Origin of the sequence: Brevundimonas subvibrioides (assembly GCF_027271155.1) — a bacterium.
Lineage (GTDB): Bacteria > Pseudomonadota > Alphaproteobacteria > Caulobacterales > Caulobacteraceae > Brevundimonas > Brevundimonas subvibrioides_D.
The window spans coordinates 2,502,644-2,523,825 of record NZ_CP114542.1 but is presented as its reverse complement, the minus strand read 5'-3'; the positions used below and the strand labels follow the sequence as shown (position 1 = coordinate 2,523,825).

At 67.6% G+C, this 21,182-nt stretch carries 25 protein-coding genes; 10 read left to right on the top strand and 15 right to left on the bottom strand.

Annotation, left to right across the window (positions count from 1 at the left end):
- Positions 1–12 precede the first annotated feature (12 nt).
- The 4 genes from O3139_RS12755 (at position 13) to O3139_RS12740 (ending at position 2,171) form a co-directional block, all read left to right on the top strand.
- Entirely contained in the window at positions 13–414 is a 402-nt protein-coding gene (locus O3139_RS12755) for a response regulator (RefSeq protein ID WP_269516487.1), read from the top strand.
- Positions 411–1,451 carry a sensor histidine kinase gene (locus O3139_RS12750; RefSeq protein WP_269514425.1) on the top strand — a complete coding sequence of 347 codons (1,041 nt, stop codon included), beginning with the start codon at positions 411–413 and terminating at the stop codon, positions 1,449–1,451. Before O3139_RS12755 ends, O3139_RS12750 begins: the two co-directional genes overlap by 4 nt.
- Complete coding sequence (locus tag O3139_RS12745) at positions 1,448–1,891, top strand: NUDIX domain-containing protein (protein ID WP_269514424.1); 444 nt, start codon at positions 1,448–1,450, stop codon at positions 1,889–1,891. Before O3139_RS12750 ends, O3139_RS12745 begins: the two co-directional genes overlap by 4 nt.
- A 91-nt stretch (positions 1,892–1,982) precedes the next feature.
- Positions 1,983–2,171, top strand: a complete 189-nt coding sequence (locus tag O3139_RS12740; RefSeq protein WP_269514423.1) for a CsbD family protein — start codon at positions 1,983–1,985, stop codon at positions 2,169–2,171.
- Positions 2,172–2,234: 63 nt separating this feature from the next.
- Here O3139_RS12740 and O3139_RS12735 read toward each other — a convergent pair whose 3' ends face one another.
- The 3 genes from O3139_RS12735 to O3139_RS12725 form a co-directional block, all read right to left on the bottom strand.
- Positions 2,235–2,726 carry a hypothetical protein gene (locus O3139_RS12735; RefSeq protein WP_269514422.1) on the bottom strand — a complete coding sequence of 164 codons (492 nt, stop codon included), beginning with the start codon at positions 2,724–2,726 and terminating at the stop codon, positions 2,235–2,237.
- Between the two features lie 75 nt (positions 2,727–2,801).
- A complete protein-coding gene (locus O3139_RS12730; protein WP_269514421.1) occupies positions 2,802–3,980 on the bottom strand; it encodes a vWA domain-containing protein in 1,179 nt (392 codons plus the stop codon).
- Positions 3,981–4,000: 20 nt separating this feature from the next.
- The gene (locus tag O3139_RS12725; RefSeq protein ID WP_269514420.1) at positions 4,001–4,528 is read right to left on the bottom strand and encodes a GNAT family N-acetyltransferase; all 528 of its coding nucleotides are present in this window, start codon (positions 4,526–4,528) and stop codon (positions 4,001–4,003) included.
- A gap of 77 nt (positions 4,529–4,605) precedes the next feature.
- Here O3139_RS12725 and O3139_RS12720 point away from each other — a divergent pair, with 77 nt between their 5' ends.
- On the top strand, positions 4,606–5,526 hold the full coding sequence (locus tag O3139_RS12720; RefSeq protein WP_269514419.1) for a histone deacetylase family protein: 921 nt from the start codon (positions 4,606–4,608) through the stop codon (positions 5,524–5,526).
- Positions 5,527–5,572: 46 nt separating this feature from the next.
- Positions 5,573–6,223, top strand: a complete 651-nt coding sequence (locus tag O3139_RS12715) for a histidine phosphatase family protein (RefSeq protein ID WP_269514418.1) — start codon at positions 5,573–5,575, stop codon at positions 6,221–6,223.
- Between the two features lie 3 nt (positions 6,224–6,226).
- On the opposite strand, the gene O3139_RS12710 is transcribed toward O3139_RS12715, so the two are convergent.
- Together O3139_RS12710 and O3139_RS12705 are read right to left on the bottom strand one after the other, a co-directional pair.
- Complete coding sequence (locus O3139_RS12710) at positions 6,227–6,562, bottom strand: type II toxin-antitoxin system PemK/MazF family toxin (RefSeq protein WP_269516486.1); 336 nt, start codon at positions 6,560–6,562, stop codon at positions 6,227–6,229.
- Positions 6,549–6,764, bottom strand: a complete 216-nt coding sequence (locus O3139_RS12705) for an AbrB/MazE/SpoVT family DNA-binding domain-containing protein (protein ID WP_209322684.1) — start codon at positions 6,762–6,764, stop codon at positions 6,549–6,551. The genes O3139_RS12710 and O3139_RS12705 overlap by 14 nt, the downstream gene beginning before the upstream one ends.
- A 110-nt stretch (positions 6,765–6,874) precedes the next feature.
- On the opposite strand from O3139_RS12705, the gene O3139_RS12700 reads away from it, so the two are divergent.
- From O3139_RS12700 to dxs, 4 genes are all read left to right on the top strand, one after another.
- Positions 6,875–7,126, top strand: a complete 252-nt coding sequence (locus O3139_RS12700; protein ID WP_269514417.1) for an exodeoxyribonuclease VII small subunit — start codon at positions 6,875–6,877, stop codon at positions 7,124–7,126.
- The gene (locus tag O3139_RS12695) at positions 7,126–7,479 is read left to right on the top strand and encodes a tRNA-binding protein (protein ID WP_269514416.1); all 354 of its coding nucleotides are present in this window, start codon (positions 7,126–7,128) and stop codon (positions 7,477–7,479) included. Before O3139_RS12700 ends, O3139_RS12695 begins: the two co-directional genes overlap by 1 nt.
- Positions 7,479–8,384 carry a polyprenyl synthetase family protein gene (locus tag O3139_RS12690; protein ID WP_269514415.1) on the top strand — a complete coding sequence of 302 codons (906 nt, stop codon included), beginning with the start codon at positions 7,479–7,481 and terminating at the stop codon, positions 8,382–8,384. Before O3139_RS12695 ends, O3139_RS12690 begins: the two co-directional genes overlap by 1 nt.
- A gap of 64 nt (positions 8,385–8,448) precedes the next feature.
- Entirely contained in the window at positions 8,449–10,359 is a 1,911-nt protein-coding gene (gene dxs, locus O3139_RS12685) for a 1-deoxy-D-xylulose-5-phosphate synthase (protein WP_269514414.1), read from the top strand.
- Positions 10,360–10,395: 36 nt separating this feature from the next.
- Here dxs and panD read toward each other — a convergent pair whose 3' ends face one another.
- From panD to O3139_RS12635, 10 genes are all read right to left on the bottom strand, one after another.
- The gene (panD, locus tag O3139_RS12680) at positions 10,396–10,752 is read right to left on the bottom strand and encodes an aspartate 1-decarboxylase (protein ID WP_269514413.1); all 357 of its coding nucleotides are present in this window, start codon (positions 10,750–10,752) and stop codon (positions 10,396–10,398) included.
- A gap of 100 nt (positions 10,753–10,852) precedes the next feature.
- Entirely contained in the window at positions 10,853–12,043 is a 1,191-nt protein-coding gene (locus O3139_RS12675) for an FtsW/RodA/SpoVE family cell cycle protein (RefSeq protein ID WP_269514412.1), read from the bottom strand.
- Positions 12,044–12,049: 6 nt separating this feature from the next.
- Positions 12,050–13,465: a UDP-N-acetylmuramoyl-L-alanine--D-glutamate ligase gene (murD, locus tag O3139_RS12670; protein WP_269514411.1), complete on the bottom strand. Its 1,416-nt coding sequence runs from the start codon at positions 13,463–13,465 to the stop codon at positions 12,050–12,052.
- Positions 13,466–13,469: 4 nt separating this feature from the next.
- The gene (gene mraY / locus O3139_RS12665) at positions 13,470–14,579 is read right to left on the bottom strand and encodes a phospho-N-acetylmuramoyl-pentapeptide-transferase (RefSeq protein WP_269514410.1); all 1,110 of its coding nucleotides are present in this window, start codon (positions 14,577–14,579) and stop codon (positions 13,470–13,472) included.
- Between the two features lie 4 nt (positions 14,580–14,583).
- Positions 14,584–15,999: a UDP-N-acetylmuramoyl-tripeptide--D-alanyl-D-alanine ligase gene (locus O3139_RS12660; RefSeq protein WP_269514409.1), complete on the bottom strand. Its 1,416-nt coding sequence runs from the start codon at positions 15,997–15,999 to the stop codon at positions 14,584–14,586.
- Positions 15,992–17,443, bottom strand: coding sequence for a UDP-N-acetylmuramoyl-L-alanyl-D-glutamate--2,6-diaminopimelate ligase (locus O3139_RS12655; RefSeq protein ID WP_269514408.1), 1,452 nt, complete (start codon positions 17,441–17,443; stop codon positions 15,992–15,994). The genes O3139_RS12660 and O3139_RS12655 overlap by 8 nt, the downstream gene beginning before the upstream one ends.
- Positions 17,440–19,188 carry a peptidoglycan D,D-transpeptidase FtsI family protein gene (locus O3139_RS12650; protein ID WP_269514407.1) on the bottom strand — a complete coding sequence of 583 codons (1,749 nt, stop codon included), beginning with the start codon at positions 19,186–19,188 and terminating at the stop codon, positions 17,440–17,442. Before O3139_RS12650 ends, O3139_RS12655 begins: the two co-directional genes overlap by 4 nt.
- Positions 19,185–19,592, bottom strand: coding sequence for a cell division protein FtsL (ftsL, locus tag O3139_RS12645; protein ID WP_269514406.1), 408 nt, complete (start codon positions 19,590–19,592; stop codon positions 19,185–19,187). The genes O3139_RS12650 and ftsL overlap by 4 nt, the downstream gene beginning before the upstream one ends.
- Entirely contained in the window at positions 19,589–20,542 is a 954-nt protein-coding gene (gene rsmH, locus O3139_RS12640; RefSeq protein ID WP_269514405.1) for a 16S rRNA (cytosine(1402)-N(4))-methyltransferase RsmH, read from the bottom strand. The genes ftsL and rsmH overlap by 4 nt, the downstream gene beginning before the upstream one ends.
- The gene (locus tag O3139_RS12635) at positions 20,539–21,006 is read right to left on the bottom strand and encodes a division/cell wall cluster transcriptional repressor MraZ (protein WP_269514404.1); all 468 of its coding nucleotides are present in this window, start codon (positions 21,004–21,006) and stop codon (positions 20,539–20,541) included. The genes rsmH and O3139_RS12635 overlap by 4 nt, the downstream gene beginning before the upstream one ends.
- Positions 21,007–21,182 lie beyond the last annotated feature (176 nt).

Here is a 21,182-nt window from a genome sequence, read left to right as displayed (position 1 = left end):
GTCAAGATCGTGATGGTCGAGGACGATCACGGTCATGCCAAACTGATCGAGAAGAACATACGCAGGGCCAATATCTCCAACGAGATCGTCCATTTCGATCACGGCCAGCCCGCGCTCGACTATCTGTTCAGCGACGAAATCCGTGCCAACGGTCCCATGCTGATCCTGCTGGATCTGAATCTGCCGGACATGAGCGGGACCGACATCCTGGCCGAGGTGAAGAAGGACGATCGCCTGAAGCGCGCACCGGTCGTCGTCCTGACCACCACCGACGACAAGACCGAGATCCAGCGGTGCTACGACCTGGGCTGCAATGTCTACATCACCAAGCCGGTCGATTACGAAAGCTTCGCGGGGGCTATCCGGCAGCTGGGCCTGTTCCTGTCGGTCATGCAGGCCCCGGACATCGAATGACCCCTGACAAGCCGCTCATTCGGCTGCTCTACATAGACGACGACCGTGGTCTGTCGCGGCTCGTTCAGAAGGAACTCGGCCGCCACGGCTATGACGTGACCCTCGCCGCTGACGGCGATGCCGGCGTCGCGGCGCTGGACGCCGACGACTATGATGTCTGTGCGCTGGATCACTACATGCCCGGCCGCGACGGGCTGGACGTCCTGCCCGAGTTGCTGCACCGCCCGGCACCCCCGCCGGTCGTTTATGTCACGGGGGCCCAGGAAGGCCGGATCGCGGTCGCCGCCCTGCGGGCCGGGGCGGCCGACTATGTGATCAAGGACGTATCCGAGGACTTCACCGCCCTGCTGCGTTCGGCGCTGGAGGATGCGCTGCTGCGCCGCCGTCTGGAGCGGGAAAACGAAGAGGCCCAGGAACAGGTGCGGCTGGCCCGCGATCGCGCCGAAGCCATGCTGCGTGAGGTCAATCACCGGGTCGGCAACTCGCTGCAGCTGGTCTCGACCTTCATGTCGCTGCAACTGCGTCACCTCGCGGACGAGGGAGCCCGTAGTGCGCTGAGGGAGGCGCAGGCGCGCATCGAGGCCGTCGCTCATGTGCACCGGCGTCTCTACACGTCGGGCGATATGGAGACGGTGGACATGCAGGCCTATCTGGAGGGCCTGGTCGACGAACTGTCCAAGTCCCTGGGTCCCGACGACTGCTCGCCCTGCATCACCCTGCAGGCCACCGCCATGAGGGTCACGACCGATCAGGCCGTGTCGCTGGGGGTCGTGGTGACCGAGCTTGTCACCAATGCGGTCAAATACGCCTATGCGCCGGGCCAGACCGGCGAAATCCGGGTGATCCTGGAGCCCGACTCGGCCGGGCGCGCCATCCTGACGGTCGAGGACGATGGTCCGGGTCTGGGCGACGGCAAGCCGAAGGGAACCGGTCTGGGCGGCAAGATCATCACCGCCATGGCCTCGGGCCTGCGTTCGTCCGTTGAAATCGATGGGGCGCACAAGGGCGTCCGCGCGCGCCTGGCCTTCGACCTTTGACTCCCGCGCTGCAGTTCGGCGAGGCCGATGCGGGGGCGACCTTTCTGCTCCGTCCGGCCGTCTTCGGACTGGTCTTCCACGACGAAAAGATCGCCTGTGTCCGCGTGTCGCGAGACACGCCCTATCTCGACCTGCCCGGCGGTGCCGTCGATGGCGACGAGACGGAACCAGAGGCCTTGATCCGCGAGTTCCTCGAAGAGACCGGGATGACAGTCCGGCCACTGGAACGTCTGGCTGAAGCGGGTCAGTTCTTTCGCAAGTCCGACGGTGTTCCCGTCAACAATGTCGGCGGGTTCTGGATCGCCGAAATGCTGGCCCTCGATCCGACGCGAAAGGTGGAGACGGACCATGAACTGGTCTGGCTGCATCCCAGGACCGCCCTGGCGGAACTTCGCCACGACGCCCACGCCTGGGCCGTGGTGAAATGGCTCAGGCGCTAAGCTCCAGCATACGGAACGGCTTTCCGGATCGTTCGCTCTGTCTGCCGAAGCGTCGCCGCTGTGGCTGACGCCGAACGACAGGAGCCTCCCCATGGCCGATCATGATCGCGTTGAAGGCGCCGCCAAAAACGTCGGTGGCAAGATCAAGGAGGGCTTCGGCAATCTCACGGGTGACGAGAAGCTGAAAGCCGAAGGCAAGGCCGAGCAGGTCGAGGGCAAGGTCCAGAATGCCGTCGGTGGCGTCAAGGACAGCCTGCGCGAAAACGACAAGCGCAACTAGGGCTTTCGTTTCCCGCATGAACGAGAGGGTCGCTCCGCCGGAGCGGCCCTTTTGCGTTCCGGCTCAGTCGCTGTCGCCAAGCCGGAAGGTCAGGCCGCGGGTCTCTGCCGCCTCCGGCTCGCATTCCGTCACGAAAGCGACTGATCCGCCTTGCCGCGTGGGCCGCGAGCGGCATTCGGCGATGCGGGGCGTCACGGTCTGTGCCGTGCGCCGCTCCGGCAGTCCGCATTGAAGCGGATAGGCCCCTGTAGTGTCCGGCGTGGCCAGACACGGCACCGGCTCGCCCGGCGGCTGAAGGCCCGCCGGCAGGCGATCCCCCAGGGCGGCCGACAATTCGCCCCGCACGCGCGCCTGGCAAATCTCCAGGGAAGCCTCTTTCCTGAGAAGCGGACTGCACTGCGACCGCTCCCAGCCGAACGGATCGTCCAGGGCCCAGGCGGGCAGGTTCGCGGCGGGTGCGACGGCCTCGTTGACGACCGGAGGCTCCGCCTGCGGCGTGTCCCATATGGGCACCGTCTGTTGCAGCATCGTTGCCATCATCAGGGCGGTCAGCATCGGTGGCCTCCAGATCCCGTGCACAGTGACACGGATAGCCGCGCAGCGCATCTCACCTCTGCGTCACCGCACAGGCTAGCGCGTCAACGCCCGCATCGCCCGGTCCAGCCCGTCCAGTGTCAGCGGATACATCCGCTCGTCCATGACCTCGCTGAGCAGCTTCACCGAGGCTGTGTAGCTCCAGTACCGTTCGGCCACCGGGTTCAGCCACACCGACTTGTCCCACTGTAGCCGCGCGCGCCGCATCCAGACCGCTCCGGCTTCCTCGTTCCAGTGCTCCACCGATCCACCGGGCATGGTGACCTCGTACGGGCTCATGGTTGCGTCGCCGACGAAGATCGCGCGCCAGTCGCCATTGTAGCGATTGAGCAGGTCCCAGGTAGGGATCTTCTCGGAATGCCGGCGGCGGTTGTCCTTCCAGACACCCTCGTAGAGGCAATTGTGAAAGTAGAAGAATTCGAGGTTCTTGAACTCGGTCCGGGCCGCCGAGAACAGCTCCTCGCACAGCTTGATGTGGCCATCCATCGACCCGCCGACGTCCAGGAACAGCAGCACCTTGATCGTATTGCGCCGTTCCGGGCGCATCCGGATGTCGAGCCAGCCCTGCCGCGCCGTCCCGTCGATCGTCCCGTCGATGTCCAGTTCCTCGGCCGCGCCCTCGCGCGCAAACCGGCGCAGGCGGCGCAGGGCGACCTTGATGTTGCGTGTCCCCAGTTCGACTGTGTCGTCCAGGTTCCGGTATTCGCGTTTCTCCCAGACCTTGACTGCGCGGCCCTGTTTGGCCGGCCCGCCGATTCGCACGCCCTCGGGGTTGTAGCCGCCGTGGCCGAAGGGGCTGGTCCCGCCGGTGCCGATCCATTTGGATCCGCCCTCGTGACGCTCCTTCTGCTCCTCCATCCGCTGTCTGAGCGTTTCCATCAGCTTTTCGAAGCCGCCCAACGCCTCGATCTCGGCCTTTTCCTCGTCGGTGAGGAATTTCTGGTTCAGCAGCTTCAGCCAGTCCTCGGGCACATCCAGGCCCGGCTCCTCGCCGGCACCGATCGTCTCGATACCCTTGAACACGGTCCCGAACACCTGGTCGAACCGGTCGTAATGCTTTTCGTCCTTGACCAGGACCGCACGCGACAGGTGATAAAAGTCCTCGACCCGCCCTCCGGCCACATCCTTGTCCATGGCCTCCATCAGATGAAGCCATTCCTTGGTCGAGACGGGCACCTTGGCCTGCCGCAGGGCGGTGAAGAAGGGGAGGAGCATGATCCGAACCTGAGCCTCGATCAGCCGCGCCGCAAGATGAACTCGTCGTCCAGCCAGTTGCCGACCGGATACTGATATTCGCCCGCCTTTTCGAAGCCGTAGGCAGTGTAGAGTTTTTGCGCCTTTTCGTTACCGCTCCAGACACCGATCCAGAGCGGGCCGTCTGTGTTGGCTTCCATCCAGTCCAGCGAGACCTTCAGCAGTCGCGTCCCCAGACCCAGTCCCTGGGCACCCCGGCCGACATACAGACGACGCAGCTCGGCGTGGCTGGCCTTTCCGTCCAGGTGGGGCAGGGTGTTCGGCCCGGCGTTGGCGAAGGCCAGCAAGGCCCCGTCCCGCTCCGCCACCCACCAGGCCGCGCCCGGCTCGGCCAGTTTCGCTGCGATGGTTGCTTCGGCAAAGCTGGCGTCGAGGAAGGCCGCCAGATCGGCCTCCGGATAGGGGATCGCAAAGCCGGTCACGAATGTATCGACAAACGTCTGGCGGCCCAGCACGCCGAGGGCTGCGGCATCATCGGGGCGGGCAGGGCGGATCGTGGCGTCTGTCATTCCGTCCCTGTGGAATGGGATGCGGGCGACCTCAACCCCCATGTTGTTTTCGCCATGTCGCGGATAGTCTGCCGTCGATGTCCGTTGCCCTGTTCACCCACCCCGACATGATCGCCCATGCGCCCGGTGCGGGTCACCCGGAGCGCCCCGAACGACTGTCTGCCGTCCTGGCCGCACTCGATGATTCGGACCTGTCGCTCGACCGCCATGCCGCCACCGAGGCCGCTGTCGCCGATCTGGAGCGGATTCATCCGGCCGCCTATGTCACACGCATGATCGAGGCCTCACCCGCGCGGGGACTGGCCCAGCTGGACGCCGACACCGTCCTTTCCCCCGGAAGCGTCCGTGCGGCCCGTCTTGCGGCCGGGGCCGTTATTGATGCCGTTCGCGCCGTGGCGGAGGGCCAGACCGCCAGGGCGTTCGCCGCCGTCCGCCCGCCTGGCCACCACGCGGAACCGGCCCGGGCCATGGGGTTCTGCCTGTTCTCCAACGTCGCCGTCGCGGCCCGGGTCGCCCGGACGCTCGGCATGGACCGCGTCGCCGTGGTCGATTTCGACGTGCACCACGGCAATGGCACGCAGGAGGCGTTCGAGGCGGACGACAGCCTGTTCCTGGCCTCCATCCACCAGATGCCGCTGTATCCCGGCACGGGTGCCCCGTCGGAGACCGGGGTCGGCAACATCGTCAATGTCCCGGTCGAGCCCCATGCCGCGCGCGAATCGTGGCGCGCGAGCTTCGCCGGCGGCCTGATGCCGGCGCTCGATGATTTCGCCCCGGACCTGATCCTGATCTCCGCCGGGTTCGACGCCCACCGTCGCGATCCGCTGGCCCACCAGTCGCTGGAGCCCGATGATTTCGCCTGGGCGACCCGAGCGGTTCTGGAGGTCGCGCGCCGTCGATGCGGCGGCAAGGTTGTCTCCTCGCTCGAGGGCGGTTACGACCTTGAAGGACTGGGCCGTTCGGCCCTCGCTCATGTCCGGGCTTTGGGGGAGGCGTAACGAAGGGGTCCAGGCGGTTGCGCCGCCCGTATCTTCCGTCCGCACCATGATGCCAGACACCCTCGATCATCCTTCGGCCGACTCGCGAACGCACGCCACGGCGGCCTCGCGGGCGGTCCCGACACGGACCGGTTCCATCACCCTGGCCCGTCATGGCGAGCCCGCCCTGTCGCGCAAATGCCTGCTGACGTCCGACCAGTACCGCGACTGGTGGGCGAAGTATGAGCTGGGCGGGTTGCTGGCCGGCCAGACGCCTCCGCGCGAACTGCTGGAAACCGCCGAGGGTGCCGGTGTCATCTTCGCCTCCACCCGCCAGCGCGCCCAGGAGACCGCGGCCGCCATCTCGGCCGGGCGCGAGATCACCTCGGACGTAATGTTCATCGAGGCACCGCTGCCGCCACCCCGGTTCCCATCGTGGTTCAAGCTGCCGCCCAAATACTGGGGGGCCGTCGCCCGCTTCTGGTGGCACGCCTTCGATCATCACGACGGCCAGGAAACCCGGGCGCAGGCCGAGGCTCGCGCCGGGCGCGCCGCGCAAAAGCTGATCGCCCGCGCCGAGGCCGGGGAGGACGTGCTTGTCCTGGCCCATGGCTATTTCAATCACATGGTCGGAGGCCGGCTGAAAGCCGACGGCTGGAAGCTGGTCCACAACCAGGGCTTCAAATACTGGTCCCAGCGCCGTTACGAACGGGTTTGATCATCAGATCATGCCGACGATCGCGTTTCTCACGCGCAGCATCATTTCCATGTCTATTCGCCCGACGGGCTCGGCCGCCGACGCGTCGATTGTCGCGATCTTTGCCGCTCGAACGACGGAAGGGGCTGGCAGACCGGCAGCAGAATAACCCTGGCCGAACGAAACGTCGTTTGGCCACGGCCGATTTTCCGCGCTCGTGATCATCAGCACCCATAGGAATGCGCTCTGGTCGCCGACCCCGCCGTTCAACACGACGAGCGCCGGTCGGCGCTGGCGGGTGCTGCGGTCGGTGTAGGGAAACGGAACGCGCACGACGTCCCCCTGCCTAAAAGTCGGCATAGGCCTTGCGATCTGCGTCTCCATCCCATTCGTGGAAGGTCGCGAAGGGGTCGTCACCGACCGGCCGTCGCACTTTTTTCAGGACCACGCTGTCTCCATCGATCTCGTACAGCAGTTCGTCGCCCTCGCTGAGACCGAGAGCGGCGCGCACGGCCTGGGGCACGGTGGTCTGTGCCTTGGATGTCAGTTTGCTCGTGACCATGAGACCTCCTCGGCGACAGGGTAAGGAATTTCCTTACTGCCTGCAATCGCTCCCTCCTGCACTCGCTTCCCCGTTGAAGCGAGCGCATCGCCCCTCTAGGGTCGAGGGCGATGTCAGACGCAACGCCTTCCATACCCGCCGATCTCAGCTTCGAGGATGCCTTGTCGCGGCTCGAGACCATCGTCTCGCGCCTGGAATCGGGTCAGGCCCCGCTGGAAGAATCCATCACGCTTTACGAAGAAGGCGCTCGGCTGAAGGCGCACTGCGAGAACCGTCTGAAGGCCGCCCAACTGCGCGTCGACAAGATCGTCGTCGGAGCCGATGGGTCGGCCAGGGGCGTCGAACCGGCCGAGTTCAGCTGATGGCGACCGCGCTCGCAGACCGCATCGACTTTGACGCCTTCACTGCCGTCGACATCCGTGTCGGCAAGGTCGTTCGCGCCGAGGCCTTCCCGGAAGCCCGAAAGCCCGCCTACAGGCTGACCATCGATTTCGGAGCCGACATCGGCGTCAAACGCTCCTCGGCCCAGATCACCCACCATTACGCGCCCGAACAGCTGGCAGGCCGGAAGGTCGCTGCCGTCGTCAATTTCGCCCCGCACCAGATCGGCCCCTTCATGTCCGAAGTCCTGACCCTGGGCTTTCCGGATGCTGCGGGAGAGGTCGTGTTAATCGGCGTGGATCGCGACGTGCCGCTGGGGGGAAGGCTGTTCTGATGCGACTGGCTGCCAATGCCCCCGTCCAGAGCGTCGCCGACCGTGTGGCCGAGGTCGCCGATCTGGTCACCGTGGCGCTCGACGAGCTCCTGCCACGTGCCGACGGGCCAGAGTCTCGCCTGACCGAGGCCATGCGCTATGCGGCGCTGGGTCCCGGCAAGCGCCTGCGACCCTATTTTGCCATGGAGGCGTCGCGGCTTTTCGACATCGAGGAACGGCCGGTGCTGCGCGCCGCCTGTGCTCTCGAATGCGTGCACGCCTACAGTCTTGTGCATGACGACCTGCCCTGCATGGACGACGACGACATGCGTCGCGGCCGGCCCACGCTTCACCGCGCCTATGACGAAGCCACTGCCGTCCTGGCCGGAGACGCACTCCAGACCGCCGCCTTCGACATCATCCTGCACGAGGATACCCACGAGGACGCCAACATCCGGTGCGCGCTCGCGGCCCGCCTGTCGCTGGCCTCGGGCGCGCGGGGCATGGCGGGGGGGCAGATGGTCGATCTGCTGGGCGTCCGCGACGACCTGGAAGGCGTCGCCCGGATGCAACGGCTCAAGACCGGTGCCCTGTTCTCCTATGCGTTCGAGATTCCGCTGATCGTCGCCCGGGCCAGTGAGCGGCATTGCCAGGCTCTGACCGATTTCGCCCACGACATCGGTCTGGCCTATCAGATCGTCGACGACCTGCTGGATTTCGACGGAGACGAGGCGGTGCTGGGCAAGGCGGCCCAGAAGGACGCGGCCCAGGGCAAGACCAATTTCGTGACCCTGCTGGGCGTCGAACAGGCGCGTCATCGGGTCGCGCAACTGGCCGATCAGGCGCGTGGACACCTCGACGTGTTCGGCCCCGACGCCGAAAACCTCAAGGCCAGCGTGGACTTCGTGCTAAATCGAAGGTCGTAGTGAGGAAACGTCCGGCGTCAGACCGGCCGACAAACAGCCAATAAAGCCAAGGTTTGCGCGTTCGATGCCCGACACTCCGCTTCTCGACAAGGTTCAGGTCCCCGCCGACATGCGCGGCTTCGATGCCGCCCAGCTGCGCCAGCTGGCCGACGAGCTGCGGGCCGAGACGATCGATGCGGTCTCCACCACCGGCGGGCACCTGGGCGCTGGCCTCGGCGTGGTCGAGCTGACCGTCGCCCTGCACCACGTTTACAACACGCCCGACGACATTCTGATCTGGGACGTCGGCCACCAGTGCTATCCGCACAAGATCCTGACCGGCCGCCGCGACCGCATCCGCACCCTGCGTATGGGCGGTGGGCTGTCGGGCTTCACCAAGCGGTCCGAGAGCGAATACGACCCGTTCGGCGCGGCCCACGCCTCGACCTCCATCAGCGCCGCGCTCGGGTTCGCGGCCGCCCGGGACCAGCAGGGCAAGAAGAACAAGGTCGTGGCCGTGATCGGCGACGGCTCTATGTCCGCCGGCATGGCCTATGAGGCGATGAACAACGCGGCCGAGACGACCGGCCAGCTGACGGTCATCCTCAACGACAACGACATGTCGATCGCCCCTCCGGTCGGCGGCATGAGCGCCTATCTGGCCAAACAGGTCTCGGGCGGTGCGTACCAGAACTTTCGCAAGTTCGGCCGCGAGGTGGTCCAGCACATGCCCCGCCCCTTCCGCGAGGCCGCGCGCAAGGCCGAGGAATACGCGCGCGGCATGATCGTCGGCGGCACCTTCTTCGAGGAGCTGGGCTTCTATTACATCGGGCCCGTCGACGGGCACGACATGGACAACCTGGTCCCCATCCTGAAGAACGCAGCCGCCATCACCGACCGTCCGGTGGTGGTTCATGTCGTGACGCAGAAGGGCAAGGGCTATGCCCCCGCCGAGAGCAGCGCCGACAAGCTGCATGCGGTCGTCAAGTTCGACGTCGTCTCGGGCAAGCAGTCGAAATCGGTCTCCAACGCGCCCAGCTACACCAAGGTGTTCGGCACCGAACTGATCAAGCGCGCCGCGATCGACCCGTCCATTGTCGCAATCACTGCGGCCATGCCGTCCGGCACCGGGCTGGACCTGTTCGGTCAGGCCTTCCCCAAGCGCACCTATGACGTGGGCATCGCCGAACAGCACGCCGTCACCTTCGCCGCCGGTCTGGCCGCCGACGGCATGAAGCCGTTCTGCGCCATCTATTCGACCTTCCTGCAACGGGGCTATGATCAGGTCGTCCACGACGTGGCGATCCAGAAGCTGCCGGTCCGGTTCGCCATGGACCGCGCCGGCCTGGTCGGGGCCGACGGCTCGACCCACGCCGGGTCATTCGACATCGGCTATATGGGCGCGCTGCCGGGCATGGTCCTGATGGCGGCGGCCGACGAGGCCGATCTGGCCGCCATGATCGCCACTGCCTGCGAGATCGACGACCGCCCCTCCGCCTTCCGCTATCCGCGCGGTGACGGCGTGGGCGTGGAGATTCCCGAGCTGGCCGCCCCGCTCGAGATCGGCAAGGGCCGGATCGTGCGCGAGGGCACCGCCGTCGCCATCCTGTCGTTCGGCACGCGGCTGCAGGAATCGCTCAGGGCCGCGGACCTGCTGGCCGCCCACGGCATTTCCGCCACCGTCGCCGACGCCCGCTTCGCCAAGCCCCTGGACCACGACCTGATCAGCCGCCTGGCGCGCGAGCACGAGGCGCTGATCACGGTCGAGGAGGGGGCGATGGGCGGCTTCGGTGCCTTCGTGCTCCAATTCCTGGCGTCGGAAGGGGCGCTGGATGCCGGCCTCAAGATCCGCACCCTGCACCTGCCCGATGTTTTCCAGGACCAGGACAGCCCCGCCGCCCAATACGTCACGGCTGGCCTCGACGCCGACCACATCGCCGCCGCCGCGTTGAAGGCGCTGGGGGTCGCGGCGGCGCGGGGGGCGGTGAGGGCGTAGTCACGCCGTCTCCCTCCCCCTCGGGGTGAGAAGACCTCAGGCGGCTTTCTTCACCGAATTGCCGTCGTCCAGCAGCACGACCGTCGGCGACCACTGGCGCGCCTCCTCGACCGGCAGCTGGCCATAGGTGACCACGATCACCTTGTCGTTCTTCTGAACCAGCCGCGCGGCCGCGCCGTTCACGCCGATCACTTTCGACCCGCGCGGGGCCTCGATCGCATAGGTGGTGAAGCGCGCGCCATTGGTGATGTTCAGCACATCGACCTGTTCGTTGGGGAAGATCCCGGCCGCATCCAGCAGATCGCCGTCGATGGCGATGGAGCCTTCATAGTCGAGGTCCGCCTGCGTCACCGTCGCGCGGTGCAGCTTGGCCTTCATCATGGTGACCAGCATGGGGAGTGCGGTCCGATCGTGACGCGGGGCGATAGGCCCCCGCTCGCAGGCGGCTCATATAGGGATTTTGCAGTGCGGCATCAATCGCGACGCCGACCCGCTACGACATCAGGAGGCGACGCGGCCGGGCCAGGCTGGCTCCCGGCTCGTAGGCTCCCGGGCGACGCCGCGTCAGGGCCAGGGCGAAACCCATGGTCACGCCCATGGCCAGCATGGAGGAGCCGCCATAGCTGACGAAAGGCAGGGTCATGCCCTTCGTCGGGATCAGGTTCAGGTTCACCGCGACGTTGATCGAGGCCTGAAGCCCGATCAGCATGAACAGGCCGGCCGCCGCCGTCTGCTCGAACGGATCGTTCAGCTTCATCGCCCGGCGCATGCCCCGGATGACGATGAAGGCATAGAGCGCGATCATCGTCAGGCTGAGCACGAGGCCGAACTCCTCTGCCCCGACGGAATAGATGAAATCGGTATGCAGATCGGGCACCGAGCGCTTCATGACCCCTTCGCCGATGCCGCGCCCGACCAGGCCGCCGGCGCGGATGGCCTCTGAGGCACGGTCGATCTGGTGGGTGTCCTCGATGCCGGGCGAGACGAATTTGGCGATGCGCGCCTGGACGTGGGGGAAGAGCAGATAGATGGCGGTCATGCCGGCCGTGAACGCGCCCATCAGCACCGCGACCCAGCGCAGCGGCACGCCGGCCATGAAGAAAACAGCCATGAAGGTGGTGGTGATCAGCAGGGTCTGACCGATGTCGGGCTGGATCAACAGCAGGGCGACCACGACCATGTAGAAGCCGAAGGCGATGGAGACGCCGGGCACGCCCTGGCCCTTTTTCCCTTCCGCAAACATCCAGGCCGCGAAGACGATCAGGCTCGGCTTGGCGAACTCGGAGGGCTGCAGGCTGAACGGCCCCAGATTCACCCAGCGGGCGGCTCCCTTCACCGTGTCGCCGATGAAGGGCAGCAGGGCCATGACGACGATGGCCCCCAGCAGGGCCAGGACCGCGATCCGGCGGACGCCGCGGGGGCTGAGTAGCGACAGCGTCAGCATGCCGGCGATACCCCCGGTCGAAAAGACGATCATCCGCCAGGAATAGTGGAAGGGGTCAGTGAGGGATTCGTCGGCCAGGATGGCGGCGGGCGAGGAGGCGAAGCTGAGCGCCACGCCCAGGCCGATCAGGATCAGGGCCGCACCCAGCAGCGCCCGGTCGACCGTCCAGAACCACTGGGCGATCGGGCTGGGGTCGTTGCGCGAGAACGGATGGCTATAGGGGGCGGTCGCGTCGGTCATGGTTTCTCAACCATGAACCGAAGGGGTAGCCCCGAGGTTAAGAACGGCGGCCCGAAACGCCTCGCCCCGCACCTCGAAATCGGGAAACTGGTCGAAGCTGGCGCAGGCGGGGCTGAGCAGGACGACCGGATCGCCACCGGCGGCCTTGGCATCGGCGGCGGCGAGCGTGACGGCCGTGGCCATGTCCCCGGCGATGACATGGGGCGTGTCGCCGAGCGTTCGGGCGAAGTCGGCGGCGGCCTCGCCGATCAGATAGGCCTTTGCGACGCGGGGAAAGAGATCGCGCAGGTCCTCGATCCCGCCGTCCTTGGCCCGGCCCCCGGCGATCCAGTAGCTGGTCGGCCAGGACATCAGGGCCTGACGGGCGGCGTCGGCATTGGTGGCCTTGGAGTCGTTGACGAAGCGGACGGGGCCGAGGTGGCCGACCGTCTCCATGCGGTGGGCGAGGCCTGGGAAGGTCATCAGGCCTTCGACGGCGGTGGCTTGCGACACACCGACGGCCCGGGCGGCGGCATAGGCGAAGGCGGCGTTCTGGCCGTTGTGACGGCCGGGGAGCGAGCGGGCGGCGGTCAGATCGACGACCGGCTCACCGTTCTCGAACAGCACCCGTTGAGGCGCAGCCAGAGCCGACATGGCGGTCTCCACGAGGGGAACACCATAGGGCGAAGTGGAGACCACCGTTACCCGCCGACCCCGTAATGTGGCTAGATCACGCGCGACCGCTTGCCCATAACCTTCGTCCACGCCGACCACGGCGAGCTGACCCGATACCATCTGCTGGAACAGCCTCGTCTTGGCCGCGACATAGCCCTCCATCCCGCCGTGGCGGTCGAGGTGGTCGGGGCTGATGTTCGTCAGGATCGCGACGTCGGGCGCGAAGGTCGTGGTCAGGTCCAGCTGGTAGCTGGAGACCTCGACGACATAGACGGCGTCCGGGCTCGGAGTCGGCAGCGCCAGGACGCCGATGCCGATGTTGCCGCCGATATGGACGGTCATGCCCGCCTGTTTCAGCACCCAGCCGATCAGGGCGGTCGTGGTCGACTTGCCGTTGGTGCCGGTGATGGCGACGACGCGGGGCCGCTGCCCGTCCGGGAGGGCGGCAAGCGCTCGGGCGAAAAGCTCGATGTCGCCCAGCACCGGCACGTCGGCGGCGCTGGCCCTGTCGACCGTCCAGTGGGGCTTGGGGTGTGTCAGGGGCGCGCCGGGCGACAGGACAAGGGCCGCGAACCCCGACCAGTCGGCGGTGGTCAGGTCCTCGACGACGAATCCCTCGGCCTGTGCCTGCATCCGGCCCGAGACGCCGTCGTCCCACAGGATGGGGAGGGCTCCGCCGGCCTTGAGCGCGCGCGCCGCCGTGATGCCCGACCGGCCCAGACCGAAGACGGCGACGCGGCGGCCCTCGAATCCCGGAACGGGGATCATCGGCCTAGCGGAGCTTCAGCGTGGTCAGCCCGACCAGGGCCAGCATGGCGGCGACGATCCAGAAGCGGATGACCACCGTCGATTCCGGCCAGCCCAGCTTTTCGAAATGGTGGTGGATGGGAGCCATCAGGAAGATGCGCTTCTTCGTGGCCTTGAAATAGGCGACCTGGATCATGACCGAGGCGGCCTCGACCACGAACAGGCCGCCGACGATGCCCAGCACCAGTTCGTGCTTGGTGGCCACGGCGATGGAGCCGAGCGCGCCGCCCAGCGCCAGCGATCCGGTGTCGCCCATGAAGATCTTGGCCGGCGGGGCGTTGTACCAGAGGAACCCGGTCCCCCCGCCGATGATGGCGGCGCAGAAGATGGCGAGTTCGCCCGATCCGGGCACATGGTGGACGCCCAGATAGTCCGAGAAGATGAAGTTGCCGACCAGATAGGCGATGATGCCGAAGGCCGCCGCCGCCATCATCACCGGGACGATGGCCAGGCCGTCCAGTCCGTCCGTCAGATTCACGGCGTTGGAAAACCCGACCATCGTGAAGGCGGCAAAGGCGACGTAGAACCAGCCGAGGTTCAGCAGGACGTTCTTGAAGAACGGAAAGGCGATCGAGGTCTCCAGCCCCGGCGAGGTGGGCGATCGGGTCGTCCAGAGCACGAACAGGACCCCGGCGATGACCGAGACGATGATCTGGGCCACCAGCTTCTGTTTCGAGGTCAGGCCCGCCGAGGTCTGTTTCGTCACCTTGGCATAGTCATCGACGAAGCCCAGGACGGCGAACGCCAGCGTCACACCCGAGACGATCCAGATATAGGGGTTGGTCAGGTCGCCCCACAGGAACACCGCCACCGCGATACCGGCCAGGATCATCAGCCCGCCCATCGTCGGCGTGCCGACCTTGGACAGGTGGCTGACGGGGCCATCCGCCCGGATCGGCTGACCCTTGCCTTGCTTGACCCGCATATAGGCGATGAAGCGGCTGCCCATCATGACCGCGACGATCATGGCCGTGGCCATCGCCAGGGCGATGCGCACCGTCTGGTACTGGACCAGGTTCAGCAGCGGGTAATCCTTCGCCGCGTCGCCGAAGTAGAGATAGAGCAGATAGAACATGGTCTCAGACGCCCCCGGTATCCTGTCGCTCTAGCCGTAGCAGCGCCGCCGCGACAAGCGATGCCTTGGACCCGTTCGAGCCCTTGACCATGACGATGTCGCCGGGACCGGCCAGATCGGCCGCCTGATCGGCCAGGGCCGTCGCCGTCCCGGCCCAGACTCCCCGGCGCTCGGGGCTTATCGCATCGTAGAGGTGACGCATCTGGGGGCCCGCCGCATGGACCACATCGATGGCAGCGGCCTCGATGGCCGTGGCGAGACCCGCGTGCAGGGCTATGGACTGGTCCCCCAGTTCCAGCATGTCGGTCAGGACCACGACGCGGCGACCGCCTCGCTCGACCGGCTTTGCGCCCAGGCTGAGGAACCCCGCCTTCATCGACAGCGGATTGGCGTTGTAGCTCTCGTCGATCAGGGTGAATGCCCCTTTCGGCAGATGCACCAGGCGCGTTTCGCCTCTCCCCTTCAGAGGCTCGAAATGGGCGAGGGCCTCCAGCGCCGTCTCGACCGGCACGTCCAGGGCATCCAGCATCAGGATGACGGCCAGGCTGTTCAGGCCCCAGTGGAAGCCGGACTGTCGGAGCGGGAAGACATGCGTCCGCCCATAGACCTCGGCCGTAACGCGAGCACCCTCGGTGCCCGGCGTGAAGTCGATCAGGCGTGCGTCGTGCGCAGGCTCGGAGCCGAAGGTCGCGACCCGGGCCCCGACGCGGAGCGCGGCCTGATGCAGCATCTCGACCCACGGATTGTCGCCGTTGATGACCGCCAGGCCGCCGGGGCCCAGGCCCTGGAAGATGGCGGCCTTTTCGGCGGCCACCCCGGCCTCGCCATCGAAGAAGGCCTCGATATGCACCGGGCCGACCGTGGTGACGCAGGCGGCGTGGGGCTGGACCATCCTGGCCAGTGGGCCGATCTCGCCCGGCGCGTTCATGCCGATCTCGAACACGGCGCGCTCGACCGACGGATGCATGCGGGCCAGCGTCAGAGGCACGCCGATGTGGTTGTTGTAGCTCTTGATCGAGGCGTGTGCCGGGCCGGCGAGGTCGAGCCCGGCCTTGATGGCCTGGGTGACGCTGGTCTTGCCGACGCTGCCGGTGACGGCACCGCGCCGGACGTGGGGTGCCCGGTCGCGGGCGACGGCTCCGAGGGCCTCCAGGGCGTGGAGCGTGTCGGGCACAACGATGCAGGGGCCGCCGTCGACCGGGCGTTCGACCAGGGCGCCCGAGGCTCCGGCAGCGAAGGCACCGGAGGCGAAGTCATGGCCGTCGCGCGCACCCTTCAGAGCCAGGAACAGGTCGCCCGGCTCGATCTCGCGGCTGTTGTAGGTCAGGCCGCCTGCGTCGAAGACCCCGCCTTCGATCCGCCCGCCGGTCGCGACGGCTATATCTTGCGCCGTCCAGAGAGGCGGTGTCGGTTCAGGCATCTACGCGCAAGGCCTCGGCGAGTTCGGTGGCGTCGTCGAAGGGATGAGTCGTCCCACCCACGATCTGACCCTGTTCATGCCCTTTTCCGGCGACGACGACCACATCTCCGTCGCGCATCATGCCGACCGCCTCGCGGATGGCGGCGCGCCGGTCGCCGATCTCGAGCGCGAAAGGGCACCCCGTGCGGACCTGGGCGCGGATGGCCCCGGGGTCTTCCGAGCGGGGGTTGTCGTCGGTGACGATGGCGATGTCGGCCAGGCGACCCGCGATCTCGCCCATCAGGGGACGCTTGCCCTTGTCGCGATCGCCGCCGGCTCCAAACACCACGATGAGACGGCCGGAGGCGTGGGGGCGAAGGGCCTTGAGTACGGTCTCGAGCCCGTCGGGGGTGTGGGCATAGTCGACATAGGCCTCGCCCCGGCCACCGGCTACGCGTTGCAAGCGGCCGGCGGCACCGGTGATCTTTTCGAGGGCGTGGAGGACCCGGGCTGCATCCTCGCCGGCGGCGATGCACAGGCCCGCCGCAACCAGGGCATTGGAGGCCTGGAAGGCACCGGCGAGCGGCAGCAACACATCGTGGCGGTCGCCGCGTACGTCGAGGATCAGGCGCTGACCCTCCGGCACGGCACGGCGTTCGACCAGCGACAGATCCCGGCCCCGCTCGCCCACGCCCATCACGCCGAGCCCCGACATGATCGAGGCGGCGGCGAAGGCGTTGTATGCCTCGCTGTCGGCGTTGAGCACGGCGGTGCGGCCGCGTGGGAGCAGCGTCTCGAACAGGCGCAGCTTGGCGGCCCGGTAGGCCTGCATGTCGCCGTGATAGTCGAGGTGATCCTGGGTCAGGTTGGTGAAGGCGGCGGCTTTCAGCGTCACGCCGTCCAGGCGACGTTGATCGATGCCGTGGGACGAGGCTTCGAGCGCCAGATGGGTCACCCCGCCCTCGGCCAGGGTGGCCAGCAGGCGCGCCGCATCTCCGGCGTCGGGGCTGGTCAGGCCGGGCGGGGTCAGGCTTTCGCTGATCGCGCCCGACTGGACGACGACGCCCAGCGTGCCCATGCTGGCGGCCTTGATGCCGAGCGCCGCCCAGATCTGTCTGCAGAAGGCGGCGACCGAGGTCTTGCCGTTGGTTCCCGTCACGGCGACGCAGGTGGCCGGCTGGGCACCGTAGAAGCCCCGCGCGGCCAGGGCATAGGCGCGCCGGACATCGCCGGACCGGACCAGCAGGGGCGCTGCGCCGTCAGGTGTGTCCTGGGGGGCCAACACCGCGGCAGCCCCCTGCGAAAGGGCCTGGGGAATGAAGGCGCGGCCATCGGCGGCGGTGCCGGGCAGGGCGACGAACAGGGAGCCGGAGGTGACCTTTCGGCTGTCGGCCGTGACGCCGGTGATCATCGGGTCACCGGCGACGTCGCGGCGCAGGAGGTCGGACAGGCGGATCGTGCTCATTGCGCCGCCACCGTCGTGGCTGGCGGATCGAACCGGCGGGCCAGGCCCAGGAAGGGTGCGATGCGGTCGGCGACGCGGCCGACGACGGGGGCCGCGATGGCTCCCCCAAGGCGTGAACCCTGGCTGGGCTCGTCGATCAGGACGAAGATGACATAGCGCTGGGTATCCTCCGGCCCGTCCGAGGGGAAGACGGCGGCGAAGGAGCCGATGCCGTGGCTGGCGTCATAGCGACCGTTGAACAGCTTGTTGGCCGAGCCGGTCTTTCCGCCGACGTGCAGGCCGGGCGCATCCGCCTGCTTGCCCGAGCCGCGCAGGACGTTGGCGCGCATCAGCTGGCGGATCTCGGCCGAGGTCTCGGGGCGGATCACGCGGCGACCCTCGACGCCCGCGCCGCCGCGACGAAGCGACAGCGGACGATAGAGACCGCCGTTGACCAGGGCCACGGTCGCGGCGGTCATCTGCAGCGGCGTGATCATGATGCCATAGCCGAAGGACAGGGAGGCGCGGGTCGAGTCCGACCAGTCGCGCGGCGTGCGTGGCCGTGCACTTTCCTTCAGCTCGACAGGTGCCGCATCCAGCAGGCCCAGGCGCTGGAAATAGTCGCGCATCGTCTGGGGGCCCAGTTCGACGGCCAGACGCGAGGTGCCGATGTTGGAAGAGTGCAGATAGACCTCTTCCAGCGATAGGACCTTGTTGGTGGCGTGGAAGTCGCTGATGCGGCGATTGCCGATCATATAGGCCTGGGACGCATCCAGCATGGTGTTGATGTCGGCCTGGCCGGTGTCCAGGGCGGCAGCGATGGTGAAGGTCTTGAACACCGACCCCATCTCGTAATGGCCGGATGTCACGCGGTTCAGGGCCTGGTCGTCGGTGGCGGCCCCGCGCCGGTTGGCGTCGTAGGTCGGCCAGGAGGCCATGCCGAGAATTTCGCCCGTCCTCGCATCGGCGACGACGCCGACCGCTCCCCTGGCCCCGGCGGCCGAGGCGACGGCATTGAGTTCGTTCTCCAGCACCCCCTGAACCCGCAGGTCGATCGACAGGGCGAAATCCTGGCCTCGCTGGCCGGCCGCGCGGATGTCATCATTGAAGGCCAGTTCCGCGCCGGACACGCCCTGTCCACCCGTATCCGCCACGCCGATCAGATGCGCGGCCGATGCGTTCAGCGGATAGACGCGATGGTCTTCGGGCTCGAACGAGATGCCACCCAGGGCCAGGGCATGGACCGCCTGCCGCTCTGCAGGCGTCAACCCGGGCTGGACGATCTGGCGTCGGTCCCCGTTCAGGACGCGATGTAGTTTCGACGCCGGGACCTGGGGCAGGGCGCGGCGGATTTCTGTGAAGGCTGCCTCGCGGTCCCAGACCTCGGAGGGGTCGATATAGAGGCCGTAGTGGACGATGTTGGTGGCGAGCAGGGCGCCGTTGCGGTCGGTCAGGTCGCCTCGCGTCAGCGCCCCGGCCACGGCAGTGGACCCGCCGCCGTTCCTCGGCGTGAACAGGGCGGCATGTGCAGCGCCGATCGCCAGCCCGATGAACACGATCGCGAATACGATCTGAATGACGAAGATGCGGACGCGGGTGTCTTCTTCCGGACGCGCGTCGGCATGGGCGCGCTCGAAGGCGTGCTCGACGAACCAGACGGCCTCCGACGCCCAGCGCAGCCAGGGCGAGACGGTCGAGGCGATGGGGCGGCTCTGCCGGGCGGAGGACGGCGGCGGGCGATAGAAGCGGTGGTCCTGAACGCTCATCGCGGCACCCCCGGGGCGGACGGGATCGCGGGGTCGGCAGCGGGGGCCGTGGCGGGAGCCGCAGCCGCCGGTACGACGGGTGCGGGCTTGAGTTCGGTCAGCCCACCTTCGTCGGCCTGGCGTGTGGCGGGGACGGGGGCCAGGCCAGCGCCGCGTGACAGGGCCTCCAGCCGACCGGGCTGTTCCAGACGGGCGGCCTCGGCGCGCAACAGGCGGACGCGCTGGCGGGTCTCGGCGATGTCGCGTTCCAGTCGGCTGATCTCGGCGCCCTCGCGGGCAGCGGCGGCCTTGGCGATGTAGACGGAGAAGACCAGGGCACCGACGACGACGAAGCCGATGATCTCGATCCAGCGGATGCCGCGGACCTTCCAGTCGAACAGGGCCTGCACCGGATTGCGGGTCATGCGGCCGCCCTCCAGGCCGGGGCGTCGGTGCGGACGGCAGCTCGCAGCTTGGCCGAACGGGCGCGGGGATTGTCGGCCAGCTCCACCTCGCCCGCCTCGCGCGCGCCCTTGAACTGCAGGGTAAAGCTGGGCTTGCGGGTTTCGACCGCCATCGGTGCGTGACGCGAACCACCGGGCGCATTGCCGGTCCGCTCGGTCAGGAAGGCCTTCACGATCCGGTCTTCCAGCGAGTGAAAGGTGACGACGGCCAGGCGTCCACCCGGCGACAGGGTGGCCTCGGCCGCTTCCAGCCCGGCGGTCAGCTCGCCCAGTTCGTCGTTCACGGCGATGCGCAGGGCCTGAAAGGTGCGCGTGGCGGGATGGGTCGGGGCCCCGCGACGGCCGCCGAGCGCGCGTTCCACGACGTCGGCCAGATCCAGAGTGCGGGTGAAGGGCCGGGTCGTGCGGCGGCGCAGGATGGCTGTCGCGATCCGGCCCGACTGACGCTCGTCGCCATACTGTTTCAGGATGTGGGCCAGGGGGCCGTGGTCCCAGGTGTTCACGATGTCGGCGGCGCTGTCGCCATCGCGCGACATGCGCATGTCCAGCGGGCCGTCACGCATGAAGGAGAAACCGCGCTCGGCCTCGTCCAGCTGCATCGACGAAACGCCGATATCGAAGACGATGCCGTCGAGGCGGTCCGCGCCGCTGTCGGCGAAGGCCTCGGCCAGCCCCGAGAAGGCGGTGCGGACAAGGGTGAACCGGCCGGGGTGGTCGTTGGCGACAGCGTCGGCATGCGGCTGCACCGTCGGGTCCCGGTCCAGGGCGATGACGGTCGCTCCCGTTGCCAGGATCGCGCGCGTGTAGCCACCCGCGCCGAAGGTAGCGTCGATGATCACGTCGCCCGCCGCGGGCGACAGGGCCTCGATGACCTCAGACAGCAGGACGGGGGCGTGGGGCGCGGCGCTCACTGATCGTTCCCCGGCATGCGGCGGCGGGCGGTGTCGCCGCGTTCGCGCATGGCCTTCCGGGCCAGGACGCGGCGGTCATCCTTGCGCGCGAGCCAGCGGGCGCGGTCCCAGATCTGGAAGCGGGGGCCCATGCCGACGATGACCACGTCTTCGCCCAGACCCGCTTCCTGGCACAGGCTTTCGGGGAGGGTGATGCGCCCGCCGCCGTCATAGGCCAGCTGTTTCTGCCCGCCATAGACGGTCTCTTCGAGCGCCGTGCGCCAGTCGTCACCGAACGGCAGGGCCTCGATCATGGCGACGTACTCGGCCATGAGCTTGTCGCCGCCGGCCTCGAGGCAATCGGACTCGACCGAGAAGAAGCAGAAGACGCCGTGCTCGGCCCCGTTTGCGGGCGTGCGGAATTCCTGAGGGATCAGGAGACGGCGCTTGCCGTCCAGCTGCTTCTCACTGGTTCCGAGAAACACGCCCGCCTAATCGAACCCGCCTGGGCCCGCTCCCCGATCCACCCCGCGCCTGAAATGCCGACGCCGCCCATCCCCAAATCAAGAGACTGGGATAGCATGGGATTGATTGGGTCTCAATGGGATTATGAAGGTATCTTTAACCACAATCGGCCTGTTGTTGGTCAGTTACACTGGTC

What these genes read in the sequence shown, in the direction of transcription:
- O3139_RS12710 (WP_269516486.1), bottom strand. Translation starts at nt 6,562, where the DNA reads ATGCCGACTTTTAGGCAGGGGGACGTCGTGCGCGTTCCGTTTCCCTAC.
- O3139_RS12740 (WP_269514423.1), top strand. Translation starts at nt 1,983, where the DNA reads ATGGCCGATCATGATCGCGTTGAAGGCGCCGCCAAAAACGTCGGTGGC.
- O3139_RS12660 (WP_269514409.1), bottom strand. Translation starts at nt 15,999, where the DNA reads ATGCCTGAACCGACACCGCCTCTCTGGACGGCGCAAGATATAGCCGTC.
- O3139_RS12750 (WP_269514425.1), top strand. Translation starts at nt 411, where the DNA reads ATGACCCCTGACAAGCCGCTCATTCGGCTGCTCTACATAGACGACGAC.
- O3139_RS12655 (WP_269514408.1), bottom strand. Translation starts at nt 17,443, where the DNA reads ATGAGCACGATCCGCCTGTCCGACCTCCTGCGCCGCGACGTCGCCGGT.
- murD (WP_269514411.1), bottom strand. Translation starts at nt 13,465, where the DNA reads ATGATCCCCGTTCCGGGATTCGAGGGCCGCCGCGTCGCCGTCTTCGGT.
- O3139_RS12675 (WP_269514412.1), bottom strand. Translation starts at nt 12,043, where the DNA reads ATGACCGACGCGACCGCCCCCTATAGCCATCCGTTCTCGCGCAACGAC.
- mraY (WP_269514410.1), bottom strand. Translation starts at nt 14,579, where the DNA reads ATGTTCTATCTGCTCTATCTCTACTTCGGCGACGCGGCGAAGGATTAC.
- O3139_RS12690 (WP_269514415.1), top strand. Translation starts at nt 7,479, where the DNA reads ATGCGACTGGCTGCCAATGCCCCCGTCCAGAGCGTCGCCGACCGTGTG.
- O3139_RS12650 (WP_269514407.1), bottom strand. Translation starts at nt 19,188, where the DNA reads ATGAGCGTTCAGGACCACCGCTTCTATCGCCCGCCGCCGTCCTCCGCC.
- O3139_RS12735 (WP_269514422.1), bottom strand. Translation starts at nt 2,726, where the DNA reads ATGCTGACCGCCCTGATGATGGCAACGATGCTGCAACAGACGGTGCCC.
- O3139_RS12725 (WP_269514420.1), bottom strand. Translation starts at nt 4,528, where the DNA reads ATGACAGACGCCACGATCCGCCCTGCCCGCCCCGATGATGCCGCAGCC.
- O3139_RS12755 (WP_269516487.1), top strand. Translation starts at nt 13, where the DNA reads ATGGTCGAGGACGATCACGGTCATGCCAAACTGATCGAGAAGAACATA.
- O3139_RS12730 (WP_269514421.1), bottom strand. Translation starts at nt 3,980, where the DNA reads ATGCTCCTCCCCTTCTTCACCGCCCTGCGGCAGGCCAAGGTGCCCGTC.
- O3139_RS12695 (WP_269514416.1), top strand. Translation starts at nt 7,126, where the DNA reads ATGGCGACCGCGCTCGCAGACCGCATCGACTTTGACGCCTTCACTGCC.
- panD (WP_269514413.1), bottom strand. Translation starts at nt 10,752, where the DNA reads ATGCTGGTCACCATGATGAAGGCCAAGCTGCACCGCGCGACGGTGACG.
- ftsL (WP_269514406.1), bottom strand. Translation starts at nt 19,592, where the DNA reads ATGACCCGCAATCCGGTGCAGGCCCTGTTCGACTGGAAGGTCCGCGGC.
- O3139_RS12715 (WP_269514418.1), top strand. Translation starts at nt 5,573, where the DNA reads ATGATGCCAGACACCCTCGATCATCCTTCGGCCGACTCGCGAACGCAC.
- O3139_RS12700 (WP_269514417.1), top strand. Translation starts at nt 6,875, where the DNA reads ATGTCAGACGCAACGCCTTCCATACCCGCCGATCTCAGCTTCGAGGAT.
- dxs (WP_269514414.1), top strand. Translation starts at nt 8,449, where the DNA reads ATGCCCGACACTCCGCTTCTCGACAAGGTTCAGGTCCCCGCCGACATG.
- O3139_RS12705 (WP_209322684.1), bottom strand. Translation starts at nt 6,764, where the DNA reads ATGGTCACGAGCAAACTGACATCCAAGGCACAGACCACCGTGCCCCAG.
- O3139_RS12720 (WP_269514419.1), top strand. Translation starts at nt 4,606, where the DNA reads ATGTCCGTTGCCCTGTTCACCCACCCCGACATGATCGCCCATGCGCCC.